The 22,169-nt window shown below is 60.7% G+C and carries 21 protein-coding genes and 2 tRNA genes; 7 read left to right on the top strand and 16 right to left on the bottom strand.

Annotation, left to right across the window (positions count from 1 at the left end):
- Positions 1–76: 76 nt before the first annotated feature.
- Together HMPREF3044_RS11370 and HMPREF3044_RS11365 are read right to left on the bottom strand one after the other, a co-directional pair.
- Positions 77–149: transfer RNA gene (locus tag HMPREF3044_RS11370), tRNA-Glu, on the bottom strand.
- Between the two features lie 45 nt (positions 150–194).
- Positions 195–752 (bottom strand): GNAT family N-acetyltransferase, encoded by a 558-nt coding sequence (locus tag HMPREF3044_RS11365; RefSeq protein WP_005388841.1) that lies wholly within the window; start codon positions 750–752, stop codon positions 195–197.
- 72 nt (positions 753–824) lie between these two features.
- On the opposite strand from HMPREF3044_RS11365, the gene HMPREF3044_RS11360 reads away from it, so the two are divergent.
- Positions 825–897 (top strand) — tRNA-Lys (locus HMPREF3044_RS11360).
- 125 nt (positions 898–1,022) lie between these two features.
- On the opposite strand, the gene HMPREF3044_RS11355 is transcribed toward HMPREF3044_RS11360, so the two are convergent.
- The gene (locus HMPREF3044_RS11355; RefSeq protein ID WP_005388839.1) at positions 1,023–2,531 is read right to left on the bottom strand and encodes an acetyl-CoA hydrolase/transferase family protein; all 1,509 of its coding nucleotides are present in this window, start codon (positions 2,529–2,531) and stop codon (positions 1,023–1,025) included.
- 191 nt (positions 2,532–2,722) lie between these two features.
- Between HMPREF3044_RS11355 and dusB the strand changes: the two genes are divergently transcribed.
- Together dusB and phoU are read left to right on the top strand one after the other, a co-directional pair.
- Positions 2,723–3,838: a tRNA dihydrouridine synthase DusB gene (dusB, locus tag HMPREF3044_RS11350; RefSeq protein WP_070741800.1), complete on the top strand. Its 1,116-nt coding sequence runs from the start codon at positions 2,723–2,725 to the stop codon at positions 3,836–3,838.
- A gap of 54 nt (positions 3,839–3,892) precedes the next feature.
- On the top strand, positions 3,893–4,621 hold the full coding sequence (gene phoU / locus HMPREF3044_RS11345) for a phosphate signaling complex protein PhoU (protein ID WP_005393791.1): 729 nt from the start codon (positions 3,893–3,895) through the stop codon (positions 4,619–4,621).
- A 56-nt stretch (positions 4,622–4,677) separates the two neighbouring features.
- Here the strand turns inward: phoU and pstB are convergent, their stop codons facing one another.
- The 5 genes from pstB to mshD all read right to left on the bottom strand — a co-directional run bounded on the left by pstB (position 4,678) and on the right by mshD (position 9,933).
- A complete protein-coding gene (gene pstB / locus HMPREF3044_RS11340) occupies positions 4,678–5,454 on the bottom strand; it encodes a phosphate ABC transporter ATP-binding protein PstB (RefSeq protein WP_005388835.1) in 777 nt (258 codons plus the stop codon).
- 15 nt (positions 5,455–5,469) lie between these two features.
- Entirely contained in the window at positions 5,470–6,381 is a 912-nt protein-coding gene (pstA, locus tag HMPREF3044_RS11335; protein WP_070741851.1) for a phosphate ABC transporter permease PstA, read from the bottom strand.
- Positions 6,382–6,396: 15 nt separating this feature from the next.
- Positions 6,397–7,515, bottom strand: coding sequence for a phosphate ABC transporter permease subunit PstC (gene pstC / locus HMPREF3044_RS11330; RefSeq protein ID WP_070741797.1), 1,119 nt, complete (start codon positions 7,513–7,515; stop codon positions 6,397–6,399).
- Between the two features lie 156 nt (positions 7,516–7,671).
- Positions 7,672–8,811, bottom strand: coding sequence for a phosphate ABC transporter substrate-binding protein PstS (gene pstS, locus HMPREF3044_RS11325; protein WP_246821062.1), 1,140 nt, complete (start codon positions 8,809–8,811; stop codon positions 7,672–7,674).
- A 330-nt stretch (positions 8,812–9,141) separates the two neighbouring features.
- Positions 9,142–9,933, bottom strand: coding sequence for a mycothiol synthase (gene mshD / locus HMPREF3044_RS11320; protein ID WP_070741790.1), 792 nt, complete (start codon positions 9,931–9,933; stop codon positions 9,142–9,144).
- A gap of 16 nt (positions 9,934–9,949) precedes the next feature.
- On the opposite strand from mshD, the gene HMPREF3044_RS11315 reads away from it, so the two are divergent.
- A complete protein-coding gene (locus tag HMPREF3044_RS11315; RefSeq protein WP_070741786.1) occupies positions 9,950–10,648 on the top strand; it encodes an LmeA family phospholipid-binding protein in 699 nt (232 codons plus the stop codon).
- Between the two features lie 48 nt (positions 10,649–10,696).
- Complete coding sequence (locus tag HMPREF3044_RS11310; RefSeq protein WP_276542635.1) at positions 10,697–11,350, top strand: heme-binding beta-barrel domain-containing protein; 654 nt, start codon at positions 10,697–10,699, stop codon at positions 11,348–11,350.
- Here HMPREF3044_RS11310 and HMPREF3044_RS11305 read toward each other — a convergent pair.
- Positions 11,347–12,219: an aminodeoxychorismate lyase gene (locus HMPREF3044_RS11305; protein ID WP_083318162.1), complete on the bottom strand. Its 873-nt coding sequence runs from the start codon at positions 12,217–12,219 to the stop codon at positions 11,347–11,349. The two genes, HMPREF3044_RS11310 and HMPREF3044_RS11305, sit on opposite strands and share 4 nt — an antisense overlap.
- A gap of 33 nt (positions 12,220–12,252) precedes the next feature.
- Between HMPREF3044_RS11305 and HMPREF3044_RS11300 the strand changes: the two genes are divergently transcribed.
- Positions 12,253–13,278 carry a CAF17-like 4Fe-4S cluster assembly/insertion protein YgfZ gene (locus tag HMPREF3044_RS11300; protein WP_239170960.1) on the top strand — a complete coding sequence of 342 codons (1,026 nt, stop codon included), beginning with the start codon at positions 12,253–12,255 and terminating at the stop codon, positions 13,276–13,278.
- 127 nt (positions 13,279–13,405) lie between these two features.
- Positions 13,406–13,591 carry a DUF3073 domain-containing protein gene (locus HMPREF3044_RS11295; RefSeq protein ID WP_196793910.1) on the top strand — a complete coding sequence of 62 codons (186 nt, stop codon included), beginning with the start codon at positions 13,406–13,408 and terminating at the stop codon, positions 13,589–13,591.
- 52 nt (positions 13,592–13,643) lie between these two features.
- On the opposite strand, the gene purM is transcribed toward HMPREF3044_RS11295, so the two are convergent.
- The 7 genes from purM to HMPREF3044_RS11260 form a co-directional block, all read right to left on the bottom strand.
- Complete coding sequence (gene purM, locus HMPREF3044_RS11290) at positions 13,644–14,696, bottom strand: phosphoribosylformylglycinamidine cyclo-ligase (RefSeq protein WP_005388818.1); 1,053 nt, start codon at positions 14,694–14,696, stop codon at positions 13,644–13,646.
- Positions 14,697–14,710: 14 nt separating this feature from the next.
- Complete coding sequence (purF, locus tag HMPREF3044_RS11285) at positions 14,711–16,219, bottom strand: amidophosphoribosyltransferase (RefSeq protein WP_070741779.1); 1,509 nt, start codon at positions 16,217–16,219, stop codon at positions 14,711–14,713.
- A 17-nt stretch (positions 16,220–16,236) separates the two neighbouring features.
- Positions 16,237–16,926 (bottom strand): VIT1/CCC1 transporter family protein, encoded by a 690-nt coding sequence (locus HMPREF3044_RS11280; RefSeq protein WP_005388816.1) that lies wholly within the window; start codon positions 16,924–16,926, stop codon positions 16,237–16,239.
- Positions 16,927–16,978: 52 nt separating this feature from the next.
- Positions 16,979–17,356, bottom strand: coding sequence for a sterol carrier family protein (locus HMPREF3044_RS11275; RefSeq protein WP_005393782.1), 378 nt, complete (start codon positions 17,354–17,356; stop codon positions 16,979–16,981).
- On the bottom strand, positions 17,353–18,537 hold the full coding sequence (locus HMPREF3044_RS11270; protein ID WP_070741775.1) for an HNH endonuclease signature motif containing protein: 1,185 nt from the start codon (positions 18,535–18,537) through the stop codon (positions 17,353–17,355). Before HMPREF3044_RS11270 ends, HMPREF3044_RS11275 begins: the two co-directional genes overlap by 4 nt.
- Before the next feature lie 116 nt (positions 18,538–18,653).
- Positions 18,654–20,936, bottom strand: a complete 2,283-nt coding sequence (locus HMPREF3044_RS11265) for a bifunctional lysylphosphatidylglycerol flippase/synthetase MprF (protein ID WP_070741772.1) — start codon at positions 20,934–20,936, stop codon at positions 18,654–18,656.
- Positions 20,929–22,056, bottom strand: coding sequence for an alpha/beta hydrolase (locus tag HMPREF3044_RS11260; protein ID WP_070741769.1), 1,128 nt, complete (start codon positions 22,054–22,056; stop codon positions 20,929–20,931). Before HMPREF3044_RS11260 ends, HMPREF3044_RS11265 begins: the two co-directional genes overlap by 8 nt.
- Positions 22,057–22,169: the final 113 nt, after the last annotated feature.

Raw genomic sequence — 22,169 nt, 5'->3', positions numbered from 1 at the left:
GCGGCGCGCTAACCAACTGCGCCACAGGGCCATATTTATTTTTCCTTTAAAAGGCGCTTCCCAAAAGAGGAAGCCGTACTCCCAACGGGATTCGAACCCGTGTTGCCGCCGTGAAAGGGCGGAGTCCTAGGCCCCTAGACGATGGGAGCGTGCCACGTTGTGCAGCGCTTAACACAATACGTGACAACTCCGTCCTAACAAAATCGCGCCCTGAACTGCTCCTTTGTAAGCGAAAACCAGTTGTCTTCCGCGCGCACATACCCAAGCTTCTCCCCCACGCGCAGCGACGCAGTATTCTCCGGGTACACAAGTCGACGCGCCTCCTGTCCCCCCAGTTGGTCAAAATAGACCCTCAGAAGGCATCTCGCAGCCGCAAACCCAATTCCTCGCCCCTGGTACCGACGCCCCAGCCACGAACCACTCACAGCCACTTTGCGCTCCCCCCACTCGCTCGCCCCGATACCAACAACTCCTACTGGTTGCTTATCGACGATCACCGCACACTCGAGCCTCCACTCCTCCGGCCCGCACGTCGTCCGCACCCCTCGCTGGTACTCAATGACGTTGCCCCGCACCGTCTCTGCGTCCCCCTTCGCCCACCCAAAGGCATACGACGGATACGGCTGCGGAAAGATCCCCTCCGCCGCCAACTCCGCCAACTCCCCCAAAAGCTCATCATCAATCCACGTCAACGTAACAATCCCCTCGGTGTGGATGATTCCTTTTTCCGGCCATCTACCATTCAACTGCATCGTCACAGCATATACCGCAATTTGGTCGGAGCCGAGTTGCCCACTACGATAGGTACCACGGTTATTCCGTGTGGGCCTCTAGCTCATCGGGTAGAGCAACGGACTTTTAATCCGTGGGTGGAGGGTTCGAGACCCTCGGGGCCTACCGATAGGAAACCGGAGTTCACGTGCTGCGAACTCCGGTTTTTCCATTTCTAACAGAAAAGTGCAGGTCAGACACGATTTCTTGTTTATCGTGTCTGACCTGCGTTTATGTGGCCCTTGTGGACGTTACTTCTTCATCGTCTTGGTCTCGAGGAAGCGCTCGTGGAAGCTGAGGGCGGTACTCAGATCGTGCGGTTCGTGGGCGGTCTTGCCACACTTGGACACGGCGCGATCGAAGTACTCTTCGAGCAGCGGACGGTAGTCCGGGTGCGCGATGGCGATCATCTTCTTGGCGCGCTGCTTCGGGGAGAGGCCGCGGAGATCGGCGTAGCCGTACTCGGTGATGACGACCATGGCATCGTGCTCGGTGTGGTCGACGTGGGAGCAGAACGGAACGATGGCGGAGATGTCGCCGCCCTTGGCCGTAGACGGGGAGATGAAGGTGGACAGGCCGGCGTTGCGGGTGAAGTCACCGGAACCCCCGATGCCGTTCATCATGCGGGAGCCACAGACGTTGGTGGAGTTAATGTGGCCGTAGATGTCGGCCTCGATCATGCCGTTGGAGGCGACGAGGGCGGTGCGGCGGATGACCTCAGGGTGGTTGGAGATCTGCTGCGGGCGCAGGACGATTTCCTTGGCGTACTTGCCTGCTTCCTTGTTCATCTTGGCGGCGTACTCAGGCGAGAGGGAGAAGGCCGTTGCGGAGGCAACGGTCATCTTGCCGGCGTCGATGAGGTCAATCATGCCGTCCTGGATGACCTCGGTGTAGGACTTGATGTTTTCAAACTTGGAGTCCAAAAGGCCTGCCATCACGGCGTTCGGGACGTTGCCCACGCCGGACTGCATGATGAACTTGTCGTAGGAGAGACGGCCAGCCTTCACCTCAGACTCGAGGAGGTCGAGGAAGTAGCCGGCGATCTTCTTGGAGGTCTCGTCGAGAGGCTTGAACGGGGCGTTACGATCCTCGTGGTTGGTCTCGACAACGGCGACCACCTTGTCGATGTCGATGTCGATGTAGGTGGTGCCAATGCGGTCACCCGGGTCCGTGATCGGAATGGCGATGCGGTTGGGGGCCATCGGCATGCGCCAGATGTCGGCCATGCCGTTGAGCTCCTCAGACTGCCACTCGTTGACCTCGATGATGATCCGGTCGGCGGAGTCGAGGTATTCCACGCTGTTACCCACGGACGAGGAGGGCACGATGTGCCCCTCGGAGTCGATCGAGCAGGCCTCGACGATGGCAACATCCAGGTTGCCGAAGAAGCCGGCCTGGATCTGCTGTGCAGAGTGGGACAGGTGAACGTCCACGTACTGCATCTCATCGTTGTTGATGGCCTTACGCATCGTCGGATCCGACTGGTACGGGGAGCGCAGGTTGAGGGCACCTGCCTCAGCCAGCACGCCGTCGCAATCCGGAGCGGTGGATGCGCCGGTGAAAAGGGAAATCTTGTACTCGTTGCCCTTCTCGCGCTCCGCCTTGGACTTCTCAGCGATGGCGGTCGGCATGGCCTTGGGGTATCCCGAGCCCGTGAAGCCAGAGACACCCACACGGTCACCGTTATGAATGAACTGGGTGGCCTCTTCAGCAGTCATCACTTTCGACTTCAAGACAGCATGGTGGATACGTTCTGACATTTTTCCTCCTCGGTGGTGAATCGGCCCATCCTCTTTGCAAAGGACGGGTTTCATTTTCTTAACCCCACAATAGTTGGAAACCTTCGCCTATGTCCTTACTTTTACCTTTTGAAGTGACCTTTAGCATCACGAAATCCCACACTCTCCCCATTTCTTGCGCTTTATCCCACGTCAATGCAACAATCTTCCCCGTGGCTGTCAGAATCGGAAACATCGAACTCACCTCCCCCGTCGTCCTCGCCCCCATGGCCGGCGTCACCAACGTTGCCTTCCGGCTCCTCTGCCGTGAGCAGGAGCTAGAGAAAGCGGGCAGCGTTTCGGGGCTGTACGTCTGTGAGATGGTCACCGCCCGCGCATTGGTGGAAAGAAACGAAAAGACCCTGCACATGGCCGCATTCTCCTCGGTGGAGGAGCCGCGTAGCCTGCAGCTGTACACAACGGACCCCGAGTACACCTACAAGGCGGCCAAGATGATCGCCGAAGAGAATCTGGCGGATCACGTGGACCTGAACTTTGGCTGCCCGGTGCCGAAGGTGACGCGCAAGGGGGGTGGCGCTGCCCTTCCCTATAAGCGGGAGTTATTTAAGCGTATTGTCGACGCCACCGTCCGCGGGGTGTCCGGAACGGATATCCCTGTGACCGTGAAGTTTCGTATCGGAATTGATGCGGATCACGAGACGATGCTCGATGCGGGTCGCATTGCGCAGGAGGAGGGTGCTGCGGCAGTGACGCTGCATGCCCGCACCGCTGCGGAGCGTTATTCGGGGCAGGCCCACTGGGAGCGCATCGCCGAGCTGAAGCAGGCTCTCGATGTCCCGGTGTTTGGCAATGGCGATGTTTTTTCCGCTGCTGACGGCCTGGCTATGTTTGAGCAGACGGGATGTGACGGTATTGAGATTGGTCGGGGCTGTCTCGGTCGCCCGTGGCTGTTTTCCGATCTTGCGTTGGCGCTGTCGGGGCGTCCCGTACCGCCTCCCCCGACGCTCGGGGAGGTGTGCACAATTCTCCGCCGCCACGCCGAGCTTTTGGCCATTCACCAGGGCGAGGATCACGCGTGCCGGGATATCCGCAAGCACGTCGGCTGGTATTTCCGTGGCTACCCCGTCGGTGGTGCCTTCCGCGCCTCCCTGTCCTCGGTGACGTCTCTCACGCTTCTCGACGCCCTCCTGGAACCGTTCCGGGACTCTCCCGCTCTCCCCAACGATGCCGACGGCCCCCGTGGCCGCCAGGGCTCGGCCAAGAAGGTTGCGCTTCCCGACGGATGGCTCGATGACACGGGCGATCTCCCCCTCGTTCACGACTCCTAGGTTTCGGAACAAACTTGCCGTGCGGAGTGAGTAAAACCGGGCTAAGGTATCGGTATGCGTACGGTGTATCGGCAACTTTTAGACACGTTCTCCCACGACCTCATCCTCTATTGCGACCTCGCGGATAAGGCTATGACCATGGCCTCTACAGCCCTGACCAAGGCCGAGCTGCAACCGGCAGAAGATGTGTTAGGCCTCAGCGACCACGCCGAGGAACTCCGGCAGCGGTGCGAGGATCGGGCCGTTGATCTCCTTGCGCTAGAAAACCCCATGGCTCGCGACCTGCGCCAGGTTGTCAGCTCGATTTACATCGTCCAGGACTTCGACCGGATGTTCAAGTTGTCCTGCCACATCGCGAAGCTCGCCCGCCGTCGCCACCCTAACCGAGCAGTTCCGGCCGATGTGCAGGGGTTTTTCGATGAGATGGCGCGGCTGTGTGCGCATATGCTCAGCGAGGTGCGCGACATTCTCGTGGTGCCGGACGAGGATAAGGCCATCACCATGGATGCCGAGGACGATGCCGTCGACGATATCAATGCACACCTCAATTCCCTCGTCACCAACCGAACGTGGGAGCACGGCACCAGGTCCGCCGTCGAGGTGGCGCTTCTGTCTCGCTACTACGAGCGCTACGCCGACCACTGCGTCAATGTGGCCACACAGGTGGTTTACCTGGTCACCGGCCTCCGCTCCGAGGAATACCTCGAGCGACGCAAGGAAGAGCAGGCCGAGGCGGAGGTTGCAGCCAAATTCCAAGAGCTCGAAAGACGCTTCCGGGGTTAAAACAGGAAAAGAGCCGTGACCTGGGGTCACGGCTCATTTTTTGGGCTTATCTTGGGTTAGCCGAAGCGACCGGAGATGTAATCCTCGGTCTCCTTCTCATCCGGGTTCTCGAAGATCTTCTTCGTCGGCCCGACTTCCACAAGGCGTCCCGGCTTGCCGGTTGCCTCGAGGGAGTAGAAAGCGGTCTGATCGGACACACGGGCTGCCTGCTGCATGTTGTGGGTCACGATCACGATGGTGAATTCTTCCTTCAGCTCGTGAATGAGATCCTCCACGGCGAGCGTCGAGATCGGGTCCAGAGCAGAGCACGGCTCGTCCATGAGGAGCACCTCGGGCTCGACGGCGATGGCGCGGGCGATGCACAGACGCTGCTGCTGACCACCAGAGAGGCCGCCACCCGGCTTATCCAGGCGGTCCTTGACCTCGTCCCACAGGTTCGCGCCACGAAGGGACTTCTCGGCGACTTCCTTCAGCTTCTTCTTGTTCTTCTCACCTGACAGCTTGAGGCCGGCCACGACGTTGTCCTCGATAGACATCGTCGGGAAGGGGTTAGCCTGCTGGAACACCATGCCGATGGTGTTACGCACGGCGACAGGATCGACCTTCGGGCCGTAGATATCCTCACCGTCGAGAAGCACCTCACCCTTGCAGTATGCACCGGGGGTGACCTCGTGCATGCGGTTGAGGGTGCGCAGCACCGTGGACTTACCGCAGCCGGAGGGCCCGATGAAAGCCGTCACCGAGCGCGGCGGAACGTGAAGGTTGACGTTTTGCACGGCGTGGAAATCGCCGTAGTAAATGTTGAGATCTTTCAGATCGAGTTGTTTAGCCATTTTCGGGATTTTCTTTTACTTCTTGACCGAGTAGCGGGCGGAGATGAAACGTGCCAGCAGGTACAGCACACCGATGAGGATGATCAGTGTGAGAGCTGCGCCCCACATGCGGTCCATCATCGGACCGGAGGAGCCGGACTTGTACATTTCCAGCATGAACAGAGGCAGTGAGGACTGGTTGCCATCGAAGGCGTTCCAGTTCACCGACGATGTCATACCCACCAAGATGAGCACCGGAGCAGACTCACCCATGACGCGGGCGATAGCCAGCATGACACCGGTGACGATGCCGGACAGAGCCGTCGGTAGCACGATCTTCGCGATGGTCTTCCACTTGGGAACACCGAGCGCGTACGACGCCTCGCGCAGCCCCTGCGGAACAACGCGGAGCATTTCTTCCGTGTTGCGGATGATCACCGGAACCATGAGGATGACCAGCGCCAGGGACACTGCCATACCGGAACGGTCGAACCCGAACAGGACGACCCAGAAAGAGTAGATGAACAGAGCGGCGACGATGGAGGGAACACCGGTCAGGATATCGACCATGAAGGTGGTAACCCGGCCAAGTCGTCCACCCTGGGAGTATTCCACAAGGTAGATGGCGGTAAAGATACCAATCGGGATGGACAGAGCGGACGTAATCGCCACCTGAACGAACGTACCGATGATAGCGTGCTTTGCACCGCCACCGGGGAGGATGGCCATGGCCTGCGACATGTCCTTCGTCCACCAATCTGCCTGCGTAATGACGGGAAAACCGTAGCGGAAGACGTCGAAAAGCACCCAAATAAGCGGGATCATGGCGAGCGCCATGGCGAGGGTGATGATCACCGTGGCCGCGTGGTTAGCAACCTTGCGACCACCCGAAATCGGGGTAAACGCCGAGGTTGCGGGAATTTTCTGCTGCGTAGCTGTGTTAGTCATGTCAGTCACTCCCACTTACTTCTTCTTGTTCACGATCGCGCGGGCCGCCGCGTTGACCACGAACGTGAGGAGGAACAGAATCAGACCAGCGGCGATGTACGCACCAGCCTTGATGTCATCGTTGAACTCCGGGGCGGCGTTGGCGATGGCCGTAGCAAACGTCGTGCCGCCGTCGAAAAGCGAACCGCGGAACGCCGAAGAGGGCGAGACAACAAGGTAGAGTGCCATCGTCTCACCGAGTGCACGGCCGAGACCGAGCATGGCGCCGGAGACGTAGCCGGAAAGTCCGAACGGAATAACCGTCATCTTCACCACTTCCCAGCGGGTCGCGCCGAGAGCCAGGGCGGCCTCGACGTGCCCCTTCGGGGTCTGGACGAAGACCTCTCGGGCCGTGGCGGCGATGACCGGGAGGATCATGATGGCCAGGACGATGCCACCGGTGAGCATGTTGCGAGAGGTGGCAAACGACGGGGAGTTTTCGTACACCTTGAACAGGAAAAAGTTCCCCAGGAAAGAATTAGCGATCTTTTCGTAGAGGGGGCCGATCGTCGGTCCGAGAACGGTGACGCCCCACAGACCGTAGACGATAGACGGAACGGCAGCCAGCAGATCCACGAGGAATCCAAGGGGCTTAACCAGTTTCTTCGGTGCGTAGTTGGAAAGGAAGATTGCGACACCCAAAGCCACAGGCATCGCCAGCACCAGGGCGACGAGCGAAATGAGAACCGTTGAGAAGAACAGGTTCGGAATACCGAAGTACATTGCCTCGGTGTCCGCCGTGTTCCAGTCGCCGGCGTAGGTGAAGAATCCACCCAGTCCCTCTGCGTTCCGCATGAGCGCGGGAATTGCGCGCCACAGGAGGAAGAGGCCGATGGCCGCAATAATCACGGTGATGGTTGCTGCCGAAACGGTGGAAAGTGTTTCAAAGACGCGGTCGCCGACTCGCTTAACGGAGCCACCCCGGGCTTGGATCTGAACATCCTTATTTTCGTCAGGGGTTGTCGCTGATTCAGCCGCAGCATTCTGTGTGTGGTTGTCCGTCCCCTGTGAGTCGGGCGTATATCGGGTTGCGACGCCGGTTGCGCCACCGCTACCCGGCGCGCCGCCGTCTACCAGCGGTTTATTGCTAACCATAGGCTTGTTCCTTCAGTAGTATGTACGAGGTTTTGGTTATTCAGTCCCACACACGTGTGGCCCCCAGAGCACCCGGGTTGAGAAATCCGAGCCTGAAGGGGCCGCAGTGTAACCGTGACTGGGAAGGAAAGTGCCACAGTGTGGCACCACCGTCACTTACTGGATGGCGTTCACAGCCTCTTCGAGAGCTGCCTTGTACTCACCATCGACCGGAACATAGCCGATCTTCTCCAGGTTCTCATCCTGATTGTTCAGAGCGACCGTGAGGAAGTCCTTCACGCGGGCGCTGGTCTCAGCGTCGTAACCGGCGGAGCAGACGATCTCGTAGGTGGTCAGAACCAGCGGGTATGCGCCCGCCTCGTTGATCTGGAAGAGGCTCTCAGCGTCGACAACGAGGTCGTGGCCCTCGCCGGCGAAGTCGATGTTAGCCAGAGCCTTGTTGACGGACTCCTTATTGAGCTCGACCGGGCCGTTGCCGAAGTCGATCTTGGCAATGCCGAGGTTCTCGTTCTTAGCGAAGCCGGACTCAACGTAGGTGATAGCACCGTCGGTCTTCTTTACCTCACCAACAACACCGGTGGAGGAGTTAGCGCCAGAGCCAACCTTGGACGGGAAGGCCTTACCGGTGGTGTCCCACTCGGCAGGAGCGGTGGCCTTGAGGAACTTCTGGAAGTTATCGGACGTGCCGGACTCCTCAGAACGGAAGATGACCTTGATGTCCTTGTCCGGGAGAGCGGTGCCGCCGTTGAGCTCGGCGATAGCCGGGTCATTCCAGTTGGTGATCTTGCCGTTGAAGATCTTGGCGATGACCTCAGGGGACAGCGTGACATCGTCAGCGCCCTGCAGGTTGTAGGCAACAGCAACCGGGCCGATAACGAGCGGCAGGTGCCATGCATCGTTGCCACCGCAACGCTCCTTGGCGGGCTCAATCTGGTCGTCCTTCAGCGGCGAGTCAGAGCCACCGAAATCAACCTGGCCAGCGATGAACTGCTTCTGGCCAGAGCCGGAGCCGGAAGCCGTGTAGTTCAGGTTTGCGCCATCAACAGCGTTGGCGTACTGCACCTTGAAGTACTCCATCGCGTTCTGCTGCGAGGATGCGCCCTCGCCGTTGAGGGTGCCGGACTGGCCGCTCAGGCCCTGGATGCTTTCCTTCGCATCCTGGGCTGCAGACGATGCGGCGGTGGAAACGTCAGATGCTGCATCCGATGCGGAATCAGACGAGCAACCGACGAGTCCGAGGGTGCCTACTGCTGCGACGCCGAACACGGCGAGGGAGCGCATAATAGTGCTTTTCACGGGTATAAACCTCCGGTAGTTTTAATTCATGCTGTAGCAACGATCGACGTGCTACTCGCACATCAACTCGCTTCGCGTGCAAACAATAACGGCTCGACATGTCCAACAATAAGAATTCAGGTGAACAGAAGGTTAATTCCGAAGTTTTCCCAAATTTTTTCCCAGCTCCAACGAAACTTCACACCCTTACCTGCACAATTTAGGTTTGGCTAAGTTTTTTCGTCGATGGCGCGCCACCGGCGACAGCACCACCCCCACCAGCTACCCCATCTGACGATGCCAGCGCCCCCAAACCGCCAGCATCGCAACCGTCGCCGGCCTATGAGTGTTCTACTTGTCGCCCGCTGGTACCTCATACACGACGTGACGCTCCTCTTCGGTGAAGCCAAGGGCGGAATACATTCCAACGGCGGCATCGTTATCCCCCTCCACGTACAGGATTATGCGCTTATCCTCGGCCATCGCGTTCAAACCGGCCGTCAACAGGGGTCGCCCCAAGCCACGCCCCCGGTACCCATCGCCGAGACCGATGACGTACACCTCCCCCACACCGTCAACCCGCTTCGTCCAATGGAACCCCGCCAGGTGGTCACCCTCGTAGAGGAAGAAGACTCCTGTCGGGTCGTACCACGATGTCGCCCGCGCCTCACGAAGCTTGTCGACGTTCCATCCCCCCTGCTCCGGATGCCACGAAAACGCCTCATTATTTACACGAACCCACTGCTCATCTTCGCATTCCTCGGCAGCGGTCACGATTCGAAAGCCCGCGGGAAGCGTGACTGGTTGCGGCTCGTAGTCACCCCTCCCCATCACCAAGAGGATTCGGGTCGCGACCAGGCCAAAGTGCTGAGAAAAGGCACGGGCTGCGGGGAGGTCCCCGTGTGCCCACACCGGAGGTTTGCCGGCCTCTTCAAATAACCGTGAGCCGAGACCTCTGCGTCGAAAAGCGGGATCAACGACGAGCTCCGCCGTCGAACCGTCGGTAGCGATAAGGGCGACTACCTGGCCGTTTTCCTCAATTTTGTGGTGGGTATGGCCCATGTTCTCCGTGAGACCGCGAACGAATTGCTCACTCAGCGGCTCCACGCCGTCAACTTCAAATGCACGCGAAAGGATATCCATACGCTACAAATATAGTGTGGCTAAGTTCGTCCCTGTTTTCATCGGAGCCGCCGTGGTGGCGGGTACTTTCCTCTTCGTGGATGGAGTCGTTGCCACCAACACCGAACGCAACGTCTCCGCAGAACTCCAACGCCTCGAAGGGCTCGACATCAAACCGGCGGTGACAATGAGTGGCACTCCGTTTATTGTTTCTGCCCTGGGTGGTTCTATTGATTCCATCCGCACAGAGATGATCGATGTGCAGGAGGAGGGCTTCGGACTCGTTAATAAGAAATCAGAAGCTTTCGATGTGGAGGTTCCGCCCGCCCAGATTTTGAGCGGAAACCTGCAGGATATGACGGCAAAGCGCTTGGTGTATACGGTGCGCCTCGACGGCGTCGCCCTCGGCGCCCAGCTCGGCATGACGGACCTGGATATCGCCAACCCGGATGACATTTCTCCCTCCGCTTCGCCGTCGGCGGAGGCGCTGTTGACTGGGACCCCGCCGGGTGCGTCGGAGAAGCAGCAGGAGTTGGTGAAGCTGCGGATTGTCGACGGCGTGGTTCGCTTTCAACCTGTTTCAGGCAATGATGCGTTTAGCTGGGAGATTAGTTCAGAAAAGCTGCCGTTGACGGGGAGAGCATCGCACGTGTTTTGTGGGGGTGGCTCTATTTATATTGAGTCGGAGTTGCGGGATGTGCGGTTCGACACGGAGGACTTTTCGACAGACCTGTAGACATTCACCCGCGCGCGTTCGCCCGCGTTCGCCCGCGCGTGTTGTGGAATGCCCATACGTGTAAGCTCGATGGGCATGAGTGAGTCTGCATCGTTGGATGGAAATGAAGCTATCGGCAGGGCTGCGGAGGCAGCGAAGTCGACGTCGACAAAGAATATCTTGGATACGGCTGATATCGCCGATCTGGATGCGACCCCGCACCCGGTTGACACAGCTAACCTCCGGGAGGGGCCCAATCTTCACGACGGCCTCCTCGCCCTCCTCCCCCTCGTGGGCGTCTGGCGCGGCGAGGGCCAGGCCGCCACAGATGAGGGCCAGTTCGCGTTCGGGCAGGAGCTTGTGATCGCCCACAACGGCGAGAACTACCTGAGCTACCATTCGCGCACGTGGAAGCTCGATTCTGAGGGTAAATACTCAGGTCCCGATACGAATGCGTATGGGTTCTGGCGGGTCAATGACAAGGATGAGATCGAGCTCATCAGCGTCCGCGCCGATGGCGTAGTGGAGATCTTCTACGGCGAGCCGTACAACGAGCGTTCGTGGTCGCTGCAGTCCGCCTCAACAATGGTGACGGAGACCGGCCCACAGGCACTCGGCCCGGGCAAGCGGATGTACGGTCTCATGCCGAACAATCACCTGGGCTGGGTGGATGAGCGAGCCGAGGAACAGCGGTCCGCGGAGCTCACCCGCGTCGTCGGCTAGCTAAACATCGCCTCAGCGAGCAGGCGGGCGATATCATCGGGGGTGTCGCGGCGGAGCTTGTGCCCATCGATAGACCGCACGGGCACTGCCCCCCGCACCGAGGAAACGAGCCACACGCCGTCGGCTTCTTTTAGCTTGTCGACGCTCAGTGCTTTCTCTTTGCACGCATAGCCCGCCTGGCTCAACGTCTCAAACACAGCCTGCTGCGTCGTCCCAGATAGCACGTCAGTTCCGCTGGGTGGGGTGCGGACCTTCTTCCCCTTAATGGAAATCACCGTACTCGTCGCCCCCTCGAGTATCCGGTCGCCATCAACCCAGATCACATCGTCCATCCCCTCCGCCTTCGCAGCCCGCAGCGCCGCCATCGTCGCCGAGTACCCGAGGGATTTCGCCCCCGAGGCAATCCACGGTGCCTTCTCCGGGTGCAGGGTGATCCCCTTCTCACACAGCTTCACCTTCACCCCTTTTTCCCGCAGCTTGGCGTTGCCCTCGGGCACATCCGTCACGGTCATCCACACCGAGGGGATGCCTGTCGACGCCCGGCCGCGGGTGAACGTCCACACGAGCTTGCCGTCAACCGGCTCCTCCCCGCACTGCTCAACCCACCCCTCAACGGCCTCCGCCGTCGCCTTCAGCACCAAGTCCCGCCCCAGCTCCGGCAGCTGCAGCTTCTTCGCCCCCGCAAGGAAGCGATCCACATGTCGCTCTACGTTGCACGCCCGCCCCTCGTGCACAAGAAGGGATTCGAAAATGCCGTCGGCACGCGTAAGCCCCAAATCATCCCAAAAAATATGGGGAAGCTGCGGGCTCTGCCTACGCGACGACCCACCGAACGGCTCAACAACAACGATCACTGGCGCATGTCCCATACATCCGATTATGCCACCACTACGATGGCGTACATGTCTACTTACGCTTCGCCACTGCTTTCCGCGCACGGCGCGCAACCCGCGCCCGCCGACCACCTCGCCCCGCACACCGCCGGCGTCCCCTGGCACTACGGCAACCCCTTCGGCGAGCAACGCGCCCCCCTCTCGCTTGTCGACCGCTCCAACCGCGTCATCCTCTCCGTCACCGGCGACGACCGCGAAGCCTTCCTCACCAACCTCCTCAGCAAAATCATCGCCCCTGGGGCCACCATGGCGCTCGATCTCGACGCCAACGGCCGCATCCAGCACGAAATGGACGTGGCCGTCACGGAGGACGAGGTGTTCCTCATCGTCTCCCCCCACGAAGCGGAAACACTGCGTGACTACCTGGTTGCCATGATTTTCTGGTCCAAGGTAGAGATCACCATTTCCCCGCTACAGCTCGTCACCGTCTTCGGCAAGCACACCCCGCTCGACGCCGCCTTCGCCCGCACGATCCCCGGCACCCCGCTGCGTACCGACTACGGTGTGCGCGATGTGGAGGCCGCAGCCGACGCAATTCTGCAACAAAACGGCCAGCTCGCGGGCCTGATGTCCTTTGAGGCCTACCGCATTGCCCGGGGCGAACCCGACCACCCCGTCGACTGCGACGAGAAGACCATCCCCCACGAGGTGGGCCTGTGGCTCGCCGAGGCCGTCGACCTGGACAAGGGCTGCTACCGCGGCCAGGAAACCGTCGCCAGGGTGGAGAACCTGGGTCGCGCACCCCGGGCGCTCGTCGTCACGCTTCTCGACGGCTCCGTCCCCCAGCTTCCCGCCCCCCAAACTCCCGTCACACTCGCAGGTCGCACGGTAGGAACGCTGGGTAGTGTGGTGCACCACCACGAACTCGGTCCCATCGCGCTGGCCACGATCAAGGCGAGCGCACTCCAACGCTCGGGCGAGTTTATGGCAGGGGACTGTGCGATGAGCGTCGACAAGCACAGCCTGCCGCGCCCATCATCGGGAGCCGGAAGAGACGCGATCAACCAGCTACGCGGGGACAAACCCCGAGCCTAGGGGGTAAATACAGCAATTTGCGCGCAAACCCGCTAAAGTGTACACAGGTATTTATATTTAGTAACTGCACGATAATGGGGCACCAAAAATACCCGGGTGTCTCTTGGAACTCCAAGGGGGTCAGGCCATGGGTCGCGGCCGTGCCAAGGCTAAGCAAACGAAAGTCGCACGTCGGCTGAAGTACAACTCACCGGAAATGGACTTGGAATCGCTCCAGCGCGAACTGTCAGGACAAATCGATGATAAGCGCCGTGAGGAGGAGGACGATCCATACGCTGCATGGATTGACTACGATCCCGACGAGGACAAATAACTAAACAAAAAAATGGGGAGCCCCACTTGCGAGGCTCCCCATTTTTCACGCCCTATTCCGCGTACTCACCCTCAAGCACAACGCGATCAGCACCGGCAGACTCCTCCACCGTGCCCAACTCCCACGCATCCACGTGGCGGGCGGCAAGTATCGCCAGGACGCGCTCCTTCTCCGCAGCAGGCACAACGGCGACCATGCCGACGCCCATGTTGAAAGTTTTCTCCATCTCGGAGCGCTCCACCTTCCCCACCGACTGGATATAGCGGAAGACCTGCGACGGCTTCCACGTTCCGCGAGACAGCCGGGCGATGAGACCGTCGGGGATGACGCGCGCCAGGTTGCCCGCCAGACCGCCACCGGTGACGTGACAGAAGGTGTGGATCTCGCACTCGTTAATGAGCTCCAGGCAGTCGAGGGCGTAGATGCGCGTCGGCTCGAGAAGTTCCTCACCGAGCGTGCGACCAAGCTCGTCGATGTGCGTATCGAGCGGCAGCTGAGCCTGCTCCAAGAGCACGTAGCGGGCCAGGGAGTACCCGTTGGAGTGCAGGCCAGAGGAGGCCATACCGATGACCACATCGCCCCCGCGGACACGCTGCGGCCCCAGCACCTCGTCCTCCTCCACGACACCGACGGCTGTTGCCGAGATGTCGTACTCGTCCTCCGGCATCACACCGGGGTGCTCCGCCGTCTCACCGCCGAGGAGGGCACACCCTGCTCGCACACAGCCCTCGGCAATGCCCTCCACAATCTGGGCGACATGCTCCGGCACAACCTTGCCGATAGCGATGTAATCCTGCAGGAACAGTGGCTCCGCACCGCACACCACCAAGTCATCCACGCACATGGCGACAAGGTCAATGCCGATCGTGTTGTGGATCCCCAGCTTCTGGGCAATCACCAGCTTCGTTCCCACACCGTCAGAACCTGCGGCAAGCAGCGGCTTCTTGTACTTCCCCAGCGCGAACAGACCGGCGAAACCACCCAGCCCCCCGCGCACCTCCGGCCGAGACGCCCTCTTGGCGTGCGGCGCGAACAGTTCCACAGCCTTATCCCCAGCCTCGATATCAACGCCGGCGGCGGCATACGTGTTGTCAGTCATGGTCATCCTTTGCAGAAAAATTAGTGGGCTGAATCGTAGTCACTGCCAACGAGCGGCAGTGGGTACGTACCGGCCTTCATCGCACGCACCAAATCGGCATTATTATTTCCTTCCGGCAGGCCAAGCGGGTAATCGCCATCAAAGCATGCGCAGCACATCGTGGTCGCATCCTGCTCCGTCGCCTCCACCATCGCGTCCACTGAAATGTAGGCCAGGGAATCCGCGCCGATGGCCTGGCACACGGCCTCCACCATCTGCTCCGGCCGCGATGAATCCACCGCATTAGCGATGAGCTCACCCGGCGACGCGAAATCGATGCCGTAGAAGCAGGGCCATTTCACCGGCGGGCTGGCGATGCGGACGTGGACTTCGGCGGCCCCCGCCTCACGGAGCATTCTAATGAGCGCACGCTGGGTGTTTCCCCGCACAATCGAATCGTCGACAACAACCAGACGCTTGCCCCGAATCTGATCCTTCAACGGGTTCAGCTTCAACCGGATACCCAACTGTCGCAGCATCTGCGTCGGTTGAATAAACGTCCGCCCCACATAGGCGTTTTTCACCAGGCCGGTCCCGTACGGTAGCCCCGAACCTTGCGCATAGCCGACGGCCGCCGGCGTTCCGGAATCCGGGACGGGAATGACAAGGTCACCGTCTGCTGGGGCTTCTTTTGCTAGTCGACGCCCAATTTCCACGCGTGTCGTATTAACCGACCGTCCCCGCAGGTCAGAGTCCGGACGCGCCAGGTACACGTACTCGAAGATGCAGCCCTTACGCTCCGGCTCCGCAAAACGCATCGACGACACACCGGAATCGTTGATCACCACCAACTCGCCCGGGTCGATCTCGCGCACAAACGACGCACCAACGATGTCCAAAGCACACGTCTCCGAAGAGACAACCCAGCCGCGATCCAGGCGGCCAAGGCACAGCGGACGCACGCCGTTGCGGTCGCGGGCGGCGTAGATGTTGTGGCCATCCGTAAACACCAAGCAGAATGCGCCCTCTAGCGTGGGTAATAAGTCCAAAGCGGACTGGAGGACGGTGGTGTCGGAGGTGGCACCGTCGGCAAGCAAAGCACAGGTGACCTCAGAGTCCGAGGGGTAACCGTCCGCAGGAACAACCCCCCTCTCGCGGGCCAGCTTCATGAGCTGCAAATGGTTAATCAGATTGCCGTTATGGGCAAGGGCAACATCCGTATCCGCCGGCGTTGTGCGGAAAATCGGCTGCGAATTCTCCCACTTCACACCCCCCGCCGTGGAGTAACGGGTATGGCCAATCGCCAAATGCCCCTGGAGAGCCTGCAAAGACTGTTCATCGAAAACCTGGCTGACCAGGCCCAAGTCTTTGAAAACGACGACCTGCTCACCATCCCCCACAGCAATACCGGCAGCTTCCTGGCCACGGTGCTGGAGGGCGAACAAACCATAGTACGTAATTTTTGCTACATCCTCGCCCGGAGCCCACACGCCGAAGACACCGCATTCGTCGTGGGCCTGATCGTCGAGAATTGGGTTATTCGATACCACGACCCCCAGAGTAGTAGCTACAAGGCCACCTCACCAAAGAGATAACCCAGTCCGTAGGTAATAGACATCGCCAACGCACCCCCCACAATGAGGCGCACAACCGACCGCGTCGCCGACCCCTCCGACAACGCCGCCGAAATCCCACCCGTCACCATGAGGGCAAGGACGGTGGACACAAGGGTGATGCCGCCGCGCCAGCCGGCTGGAGCAAGCACCACCGCCACCAAGGGGAATACGCTGCCAAGCAGGAACGATACTGCAGAACTGAATGCCGCAATCCAGGGGTTGGTGAGCTCCGTGGAATCAACATTGTGGTGCACCATGAGATGCGCGTGCAAAAGATCCCCCGCAGCAAGCTCATCCGCCGCCACGCGTGCGGTCTCCGGGTGGAGGCCACGCTTCTGCAACGTCGACACGATGTCCGCCTTCAGATCGTGCGGGGTCTCGCGGACTTCCTCCGCGTGTTGGGCGATCATGGCGCGCTCGGTGTCGCGCTGGGCGGACACGGACACATACTCACCGAGAGCCATAGACACGGCACCTGCGGTTACGGCTGCCATTCCGGCGGTGGCGATCTCACCGAGGGCAGCGCCGGTGGCGGCGACGCCCATGACGACGCCGGCTGTGGAGATGATGCCGTCGTTCGCGCCAAGCACCCCGGCGCGCAGCCAGTTCAGCTTGGCGGCAATTGATTGTTCTTCACCCATGGGCGCAACATTAACGCAGCTCACAGACTTTTTCACGCTAGGTTAAGCTAACCTAGCGCTGAATTGGGAGATGCATACCTACTTCAGCGGCCCGGTTGCCGGAGGCGGAAATCTCCCCCGTGGCGAGGCCGTCGGCAAAGGTTTGCAGGCCAAGGGCACACCGCAGCCACACCAGGGGGGACATCTCCACCACGTTGGGCGGTGTGCCCCGCGTGTGACGGGGTCCCTCGATGCACTGCACGGCGGCATATGGGGGCACCCGCAGTTCCACGGAGTGGCCGGGGGCACGGACACCGACCTCCCCTACCGAGAGCTTTACGGCCTCCTTGAGGAGTTTCCGCTCGGGTTTGGGGGTGGTGTCGGGGTGCTCGGCGTAGGAGCGGACCCGTTCGAGGGCGGCGCGTGCGTTGTCAAGGGATGACTCGGTCATTCCTTCAGTTTAGGTTCTCCCCCATTTTGAAATTGTTTCTCCTGTTCATCCCCGTTTTCGGCGTTAAGGATCCGGCGGGCGATGGCGTTGCCGGAGTAGTCGGTGGCAGGCAGCTGGTTGTATAGGGTTGCGCCGCCCTCCGGGGGAATCCAGCCAGCGTGGCCGTTGTCGTCACGGATGTGGCGGCCGTTTTTCACCTTGTCAGGATCGTCGTCGTTTTGCCGGTTGTGGTTCACACACGTGCCGATGATCTCGACTGCGTTCGTCTTGCCGCCGTCCTTGTAGGAAATGGTGTGGTGCATCTCGAAATGGGAGGCCAGTTGGGTGCATCCCGGGTGCGCGCAGAAGATCTGATCAATGGTGATCGCTTGGCGCAGCATCAGGGAGGCAAACCGGTCGTTTTCCAGCTCGTAGCACTCCCCGATATGGTTCGTGCCGTCGTAGATAACGACCCAGCCATATGGGGACAGCCGGGTTTGGGCTGCCTCCTTTCCGATGATGATCTCCCCGTCAGTTGTCGCATACTTGCCGTCGCCGATGTACTTCGTGCCGGGAATCGCCAGAATAAAGGCAGGCCCCAGCGTCCGCTCGAAGGAACCGGAAACATCGGGGAGACCGGACGACGGGGCGTCGATAAGCTGCTCCAAACCGGAACCCAACACCACCGACTCGTCCGCACCCGGCGGCGCCACGCTGAGCTGCTTCATGCGGGCGATGAACTTCTCCATGACCGGCGGTTTCAACCGCACGTGGGCGTGCTTCATGCCCTGCCCGTCGGCCACCTTCGACACCGTCACCGAGGAGCTTGTCGACGGCTGCCGCATCTCCTTCGCCAGTTGCGCCGCCCTCGCCTTCAGCTCCTGCCAGGTCACACCACCCGCAATCGACACCAACCGGGCGCGCAACCCCTCCCGCTCATCCTTCGCCACATTGTTCATTGCCTTAGAGATCAACACCAACTTCGCCACCGACAGCTTCTCCGCCTCGACCAGCACATCCGGGTCAGAAAACGTGCCCCAATTCTTTGACGCATGCATCCACTCCCGGACCATCTCCTCAGACAGCCCGTACAGGCGGGACCACTCGCGGGCCAAATCCGGATGAGTCTTGCGGGCCCGCCACACCTCACGGAGAAGTTCCGGGCCCTGAAATGCAGATACAATCTTGTTTATTCGCTTCATACCCCGGACGATAAAGTCGAAAAACCCCGCGCAACAGGCACACAACCAGAACTGTGGATAACTGTCAAAGATCAGAAAAATCGCCCCGAAAGTTATTCACAACCACCTACCGACACCTATCGACGACGCAACGCCACCCGCGCCACATCCCGCACATCCACATAACAATTCGTCACCGCAAGACCCACCGCCGGCAAGTCCGCCACCTCCCCATAACACAACCACCACTTCTCATGTGACGGCTGGAATTTACGCTTAAACGCAGCTAGAGAACGAAAACCGTACCAAGGCTCCAACAGGGCACCCAGCCGATCCAACAAACTATCCACCGCCGACGACTCCCCCGGTGCCGAATGCGCCAACGGGGCACCCGACAAACTAATCCAGGACAGGCCATCCGCATGGGCGCGGCGGGCGGTCTCGGCGATGAGGAACTCCACCACCGGGCGGAAACCCTCCGTATCCCGGCGCATGAGGTCCAAAACCCAGCCACCGGGAGCCGGCAGCCAACTGGTCACACCGTGGACCCGGCCCGCGTCGTCAAGCGCCACCATAAGCCGGACACGAGGATCGGCGAGGGTCTCCACCCCACCGAGGGTGAAACCCATCTCCGGCAGCGACTTCTCCGACACCCACTCCTCCGAGAGGGCGCGGATGCGCTGGTGGGTCAGCGGATCGAAATCGTCCCACCTCCCCCACACGGAGCGGATATGCTCCTTGACCGCGCGGTTTGTCGCAGTTCTGACATCCTGGAACTTCTTGCCTCGGAAAGATACGTCCGACACATCAATGATCGATTCCTCGGCAACCTGGACACGGGCGCCGGGGCGAGTTTCGGCGAAGGCAGTGGGCACCGAGTACCAGGCACATTTGAGGCCCTGGCTGCGACAATAGTCCTCAAACTCGTCGGCAAGCTGCGGCGGATTGGACGAAACCGGACTACCAACAGTCACCGCAACCAGATTGTGCACCTGGTACGCAACGTAGCCAGAATCCGTGAAAAAGAACTGATTACCCGGCCACAACGTCATATGCGACAAGTGATCGCCGAGGCCCGCATCCAAAAACGCCAGCGCACGGGCCCGATCATCATCACCTTCCCGACGCGGCGGACAGCGCAACACCCACCACAGGCCGACGGCGAAAATAATCCAAAACACCGAGGACGCAAGCACAAACCGCCACGACGGGGCCGTCCCCAAGATGATCTCGCGGAGCATCGGCGGGAGGAAGACGAGGGGGAGGGACGGCCAACCCCCCACCCCACCCGCAAGAAACCAGAGGAGACCAGCCACGATGGCGTCGAAAAGCACGATGCGAGCGAAGAGTAACTCACCACCCTTGACACGGAACAGGCGCGCGGTGGCGAAGAGGACGACGAGGCCGAGGATCCAGGGAACGGCAACCGACGTCACACTCACCGAGAAGAACCACGCCGGGTCCTGCGGCAATGCGTGGAAAAAGCTTGCCTCCATGACGACGATGGGGAGGGTAAACAGAAACGTGAGGACGGTACCCCACCACGCGAGGCGGCGGCCACGGAATAACCCGAAAACGAGGATGACCACGATGATTGCCGGCAAAACTGCCATGGCTGCGTTGTTGACGGACTCCTCGGAGACACAGCCCTCCACCGATTCGCACTGCGCGTACGCCTCGGCGAGATCTGCCAGCTTGCCAAGCCCCGACAGAAGCCCCGCAGAATACGGGCTGAGCGCTGCGATAAGTGGCCCCAATCCGATACCGGCAACCATGAGGGCGACGAGGACGCGCGCCTCCGAGAGCGAGCACGAGGGGCGAGAAAGGCGAAGTGGCCGATTCCAGAGCAGAATCCCCAGGCCAAGCCCAACAAACGTGGCAACGGCAACACACAGTTGAGTGAAGGTGCCGGAGTACAGGACAACCGTGATCACCGGGGCGACAATGAGCATGCGCACACGGCGGCGCCACAACACGGGAAAGCGGGCCGATCCCATCGCTGAGGCGCCGACGATCCACATGAGCGGGCTGAGGAGTTCCTGGCCACGCAGCTCCATGCCCCACGGGGTCAGCGGGTTCACGACAGCCCACGCGATGAAGGCACCCGCCACCCCACCCACCACCTGGATGAGCAAAATTACAGCGACATACCAGCTAGAGCCCACTTTCCTCTCCGTGTAGGTGGCGCCGGTCAACGCGAGAGCGGTGGCGACGATGCCGGCGGGGAGCGTCGCAAAGGTGAGGCCCGAGGTGAGGATGTCTGTGACGTTCATCGGGTCGCCCAGGCTCAGCGAGCTCAATGAATCCGTGCGCGAACAAACGGCAAACAGGATCCAACCCAGCGCGACGAGTGTCCAGGTGACCGGGGCACCGCTGGCTGCGTGGGCAAGGCTTGTGACAACGAAACGTACTCTACGCATGGTCGATGCCTCCGATTGTGGCGATGAAATCCAGGGAATCGATGAGGCCTTCCCGCCAGACGCGGAAATCGTGGCCCCCGGGCAGGACGGTGAGCGTAGCGTTCATGCCCGCTTGCTGTGCCAAGCCGTACAGCTCCTCGATGCCGGGGCGGTAGTCCCGGTCGTCTTCGCCGACGATGAAGCGGACGGGGATGCCGACGTATTTTCTGGTGTCGCCAAGCAGGTCACGGGGGTTATTCTCTCGGTAGGTTTGGGGGTCACCGCCGAAGTACTTATCGACGGTTTCTTGCTTCGTTCCTGCGAGAGGCTCGCGTTGGCCCGACATATCGATGTAGCCGCCGTAGGCGTCGGGAGCGGTCGTTGCGATCTGGAGGGCGCATGTGCCTCCGTAGCTGAGGCCGCCGAGGACCCAGTGGCTGCGGTCCTCATCCACCCGGAAGAATTGGGTGATGGCCTGGGGTAATTCGTCGGAAATGTAGTCGTGGGCCCAGCCGACGCAGAGGGGGTTACCAGTAAAGGAGCCGGTGGCGTCGACGGAGACGACGACGGGGGCCATGCCGGAATGGGCGGCCTGGAACTCGTCGAAAAGCTGTGGTGCCTGGCCCTCGTCCATCCACATGGAGGGTGAGCCGGGATTGCCGTGCATGAGGACGAGGACGGGCGGGCGTTTGCCTTCGAAATAGGCGGGTGGGAGGTAAACCTCGGCGGGGCGGCCACGGCCGAGGACGAGACTCGTGCGGACGCTCTGGCCGGGACGGACGCTGGCGAGGTCTCTGTAGGGGACGTAATCCACCCAGTTGGTGATCGCGCCAACGGTGGGGACCATTTGGAACTGGGTGTTGATGATGCCGATCGAGCCGACGACGGCGACGGCGACGAAGAGGGCGTGCACGGGGCGCCGGCAAGCAGAAAGGAGAAGCAGCAGAAGCCCGCCGCCAACGGCGAGCGCCGGGGGCGCGTGGAGAGCCCAAGCAACGGCAACGACAATCCCAATAATGAGAACGGATGCCATGGTCAGGCGGCACTTCTGCCGGGTGAGGAGGAAGAGAGCCGGCACGACGAGCGCAGCCCAAAAAAGGACCGACTGTGTGGGGCCGGTCAACTCTACTGACTCAAGCATGTAGTGAATATACGCACGGCTGCGGGCGGGAGGGAAGCGGGAAAGCGGGTTCCGGGCAAACTCGTGTGGAACTTGTGGCGTTACTCCCCATTACCCACAGGGTTTTGACACGT

Source organism: Corynebacterium sp. HMSC073D01 (assembly GCF_001815555.1).
GTDB lineage: Bacteria > Actinomycetota > Actinomycetes > Mycobacteriales > Mycobacteriaceae > Corynebacterium > Corynebacterium glucuronolyticum.
The sequence above is the reverse complement of the archived record's forward strand: the minus strand, read 5'-3'. Positions and strand labels throughout refer to the sequence as shown.

Coding starts and splice junctions, on each gene's coding strand:
- HMPREF3044_RS11270 (WP_070741775.1), bottom strand. CDS start 18,537: ATGAAGCGAATAAACAAGATTGTATCTGCATTTCAGGGCCCGGAACTT.
- mshD (WP_070741790.1), bottom strand. CDS start 9,933: ATGGATATCCTTTCGCGTGCATTTGAAGTTGACGGCGTGGAGCCGCTG.
- pstB (WP_005388835.1), bottom strand. CDS start 5,454: ATGGCTAAACAACTCGATCTGAAAGATCTCAACATTTACTACGGCGAT.
- HMPREF3044_RS11260 (WP_070741769.1), bottom strand. CDS start 22,056: ATGCTTGAGTCAGTAGAGTTGACCGGCCCCACACAGTCGGTCCTTTTT.
- pstA (WP_070741851.1), bottom strand. CDS start 6,381: ATGACTAACACAGCTACGCAGCAGAAAATTCCCGCAACCTCGGCGTTT.
- HMPREF3044_RS11365 (WP_005388841.1), bottom strand. CDS start 752: ATGCAGTTGAATGGTAGATGGCCGGAAAAAGGAATCATCCACACCGAG.
- HMPREF3044_RS11295 (WP_196793910.1), top strand. CDS start 13,406: ATGGGTCGCGGCCGTGCCAAGGCTAAGCAAACGAAAGTCGCACGTCGG.
- HMPREF3044_RS11355 (WP_005388839.1), bottom strand. CDS start 2,531: ATGTCAGAACGTATCCACCATGCTGTCTTGAAGTCGAAAGTGATGACT.
- phoU (WP_005393791.1), top strand. CDS start 3,893: ATGCGTACGGTGTATCGGCAACTTTTAGACACGTTCTCCCACGACCTC.
- purM (WP_005388818.1), bottom strand. CDS start 14,696: ATGACCATGACTGACAACACGTATGCCGCCGCCGGCGTTGATATCGAG.
- HMPREF3044_RS11265 (WP_070741772.1), bottom strand. CDS start 20,936: ATGCGTAGAGTACGTTTCGTTGTCACAAGCCTTGCCCACGCAGCCAGC.
- HMPREF3044_RS11275 (WP_005393782.1), bottom strand. CDS start 17,356: ATGACCGAGTCATCCCTTGACAACGCACGCGCCGCCCTCGAACGGGTC.
- HMPREF3044_RS11305 (WP_083318162.1), bottom strand. CDS start 12,219: ATGGGACATGCGCCAGTGATCGTTGTTGTTGAGCCGTTCGGTGGGTCG.
- HMPREF3044_RS11310 (WP_276542635.1), top strand. CDS start 10,697: ATGCCCATACGTGTAAGCTCGATGGGCATGAGTGAGTCTGCATCGTTG.
- HMPREF3044_RS11300 (WP_239170960.1), top strand. CDS start 12,253: ATGTCTACTTACGCTTCGCCACTGCTTTCCGCGCACGGCGCGCAACCC.
- HMPREF3044_RS11280 (WP_005388816.1), bottom strand. CDS start 16,926: ATGGGTGAAGAACAATCAATTGCCGCCAAGCTGAACTGGCTGCGCGCC.
- pstC (WP_070741797.1), bottom strand. CDS start 7,515: ATGGTTAGCAATAAACCGCTGGTAGACGGCGGCGCGCCGGGTAGCGGT.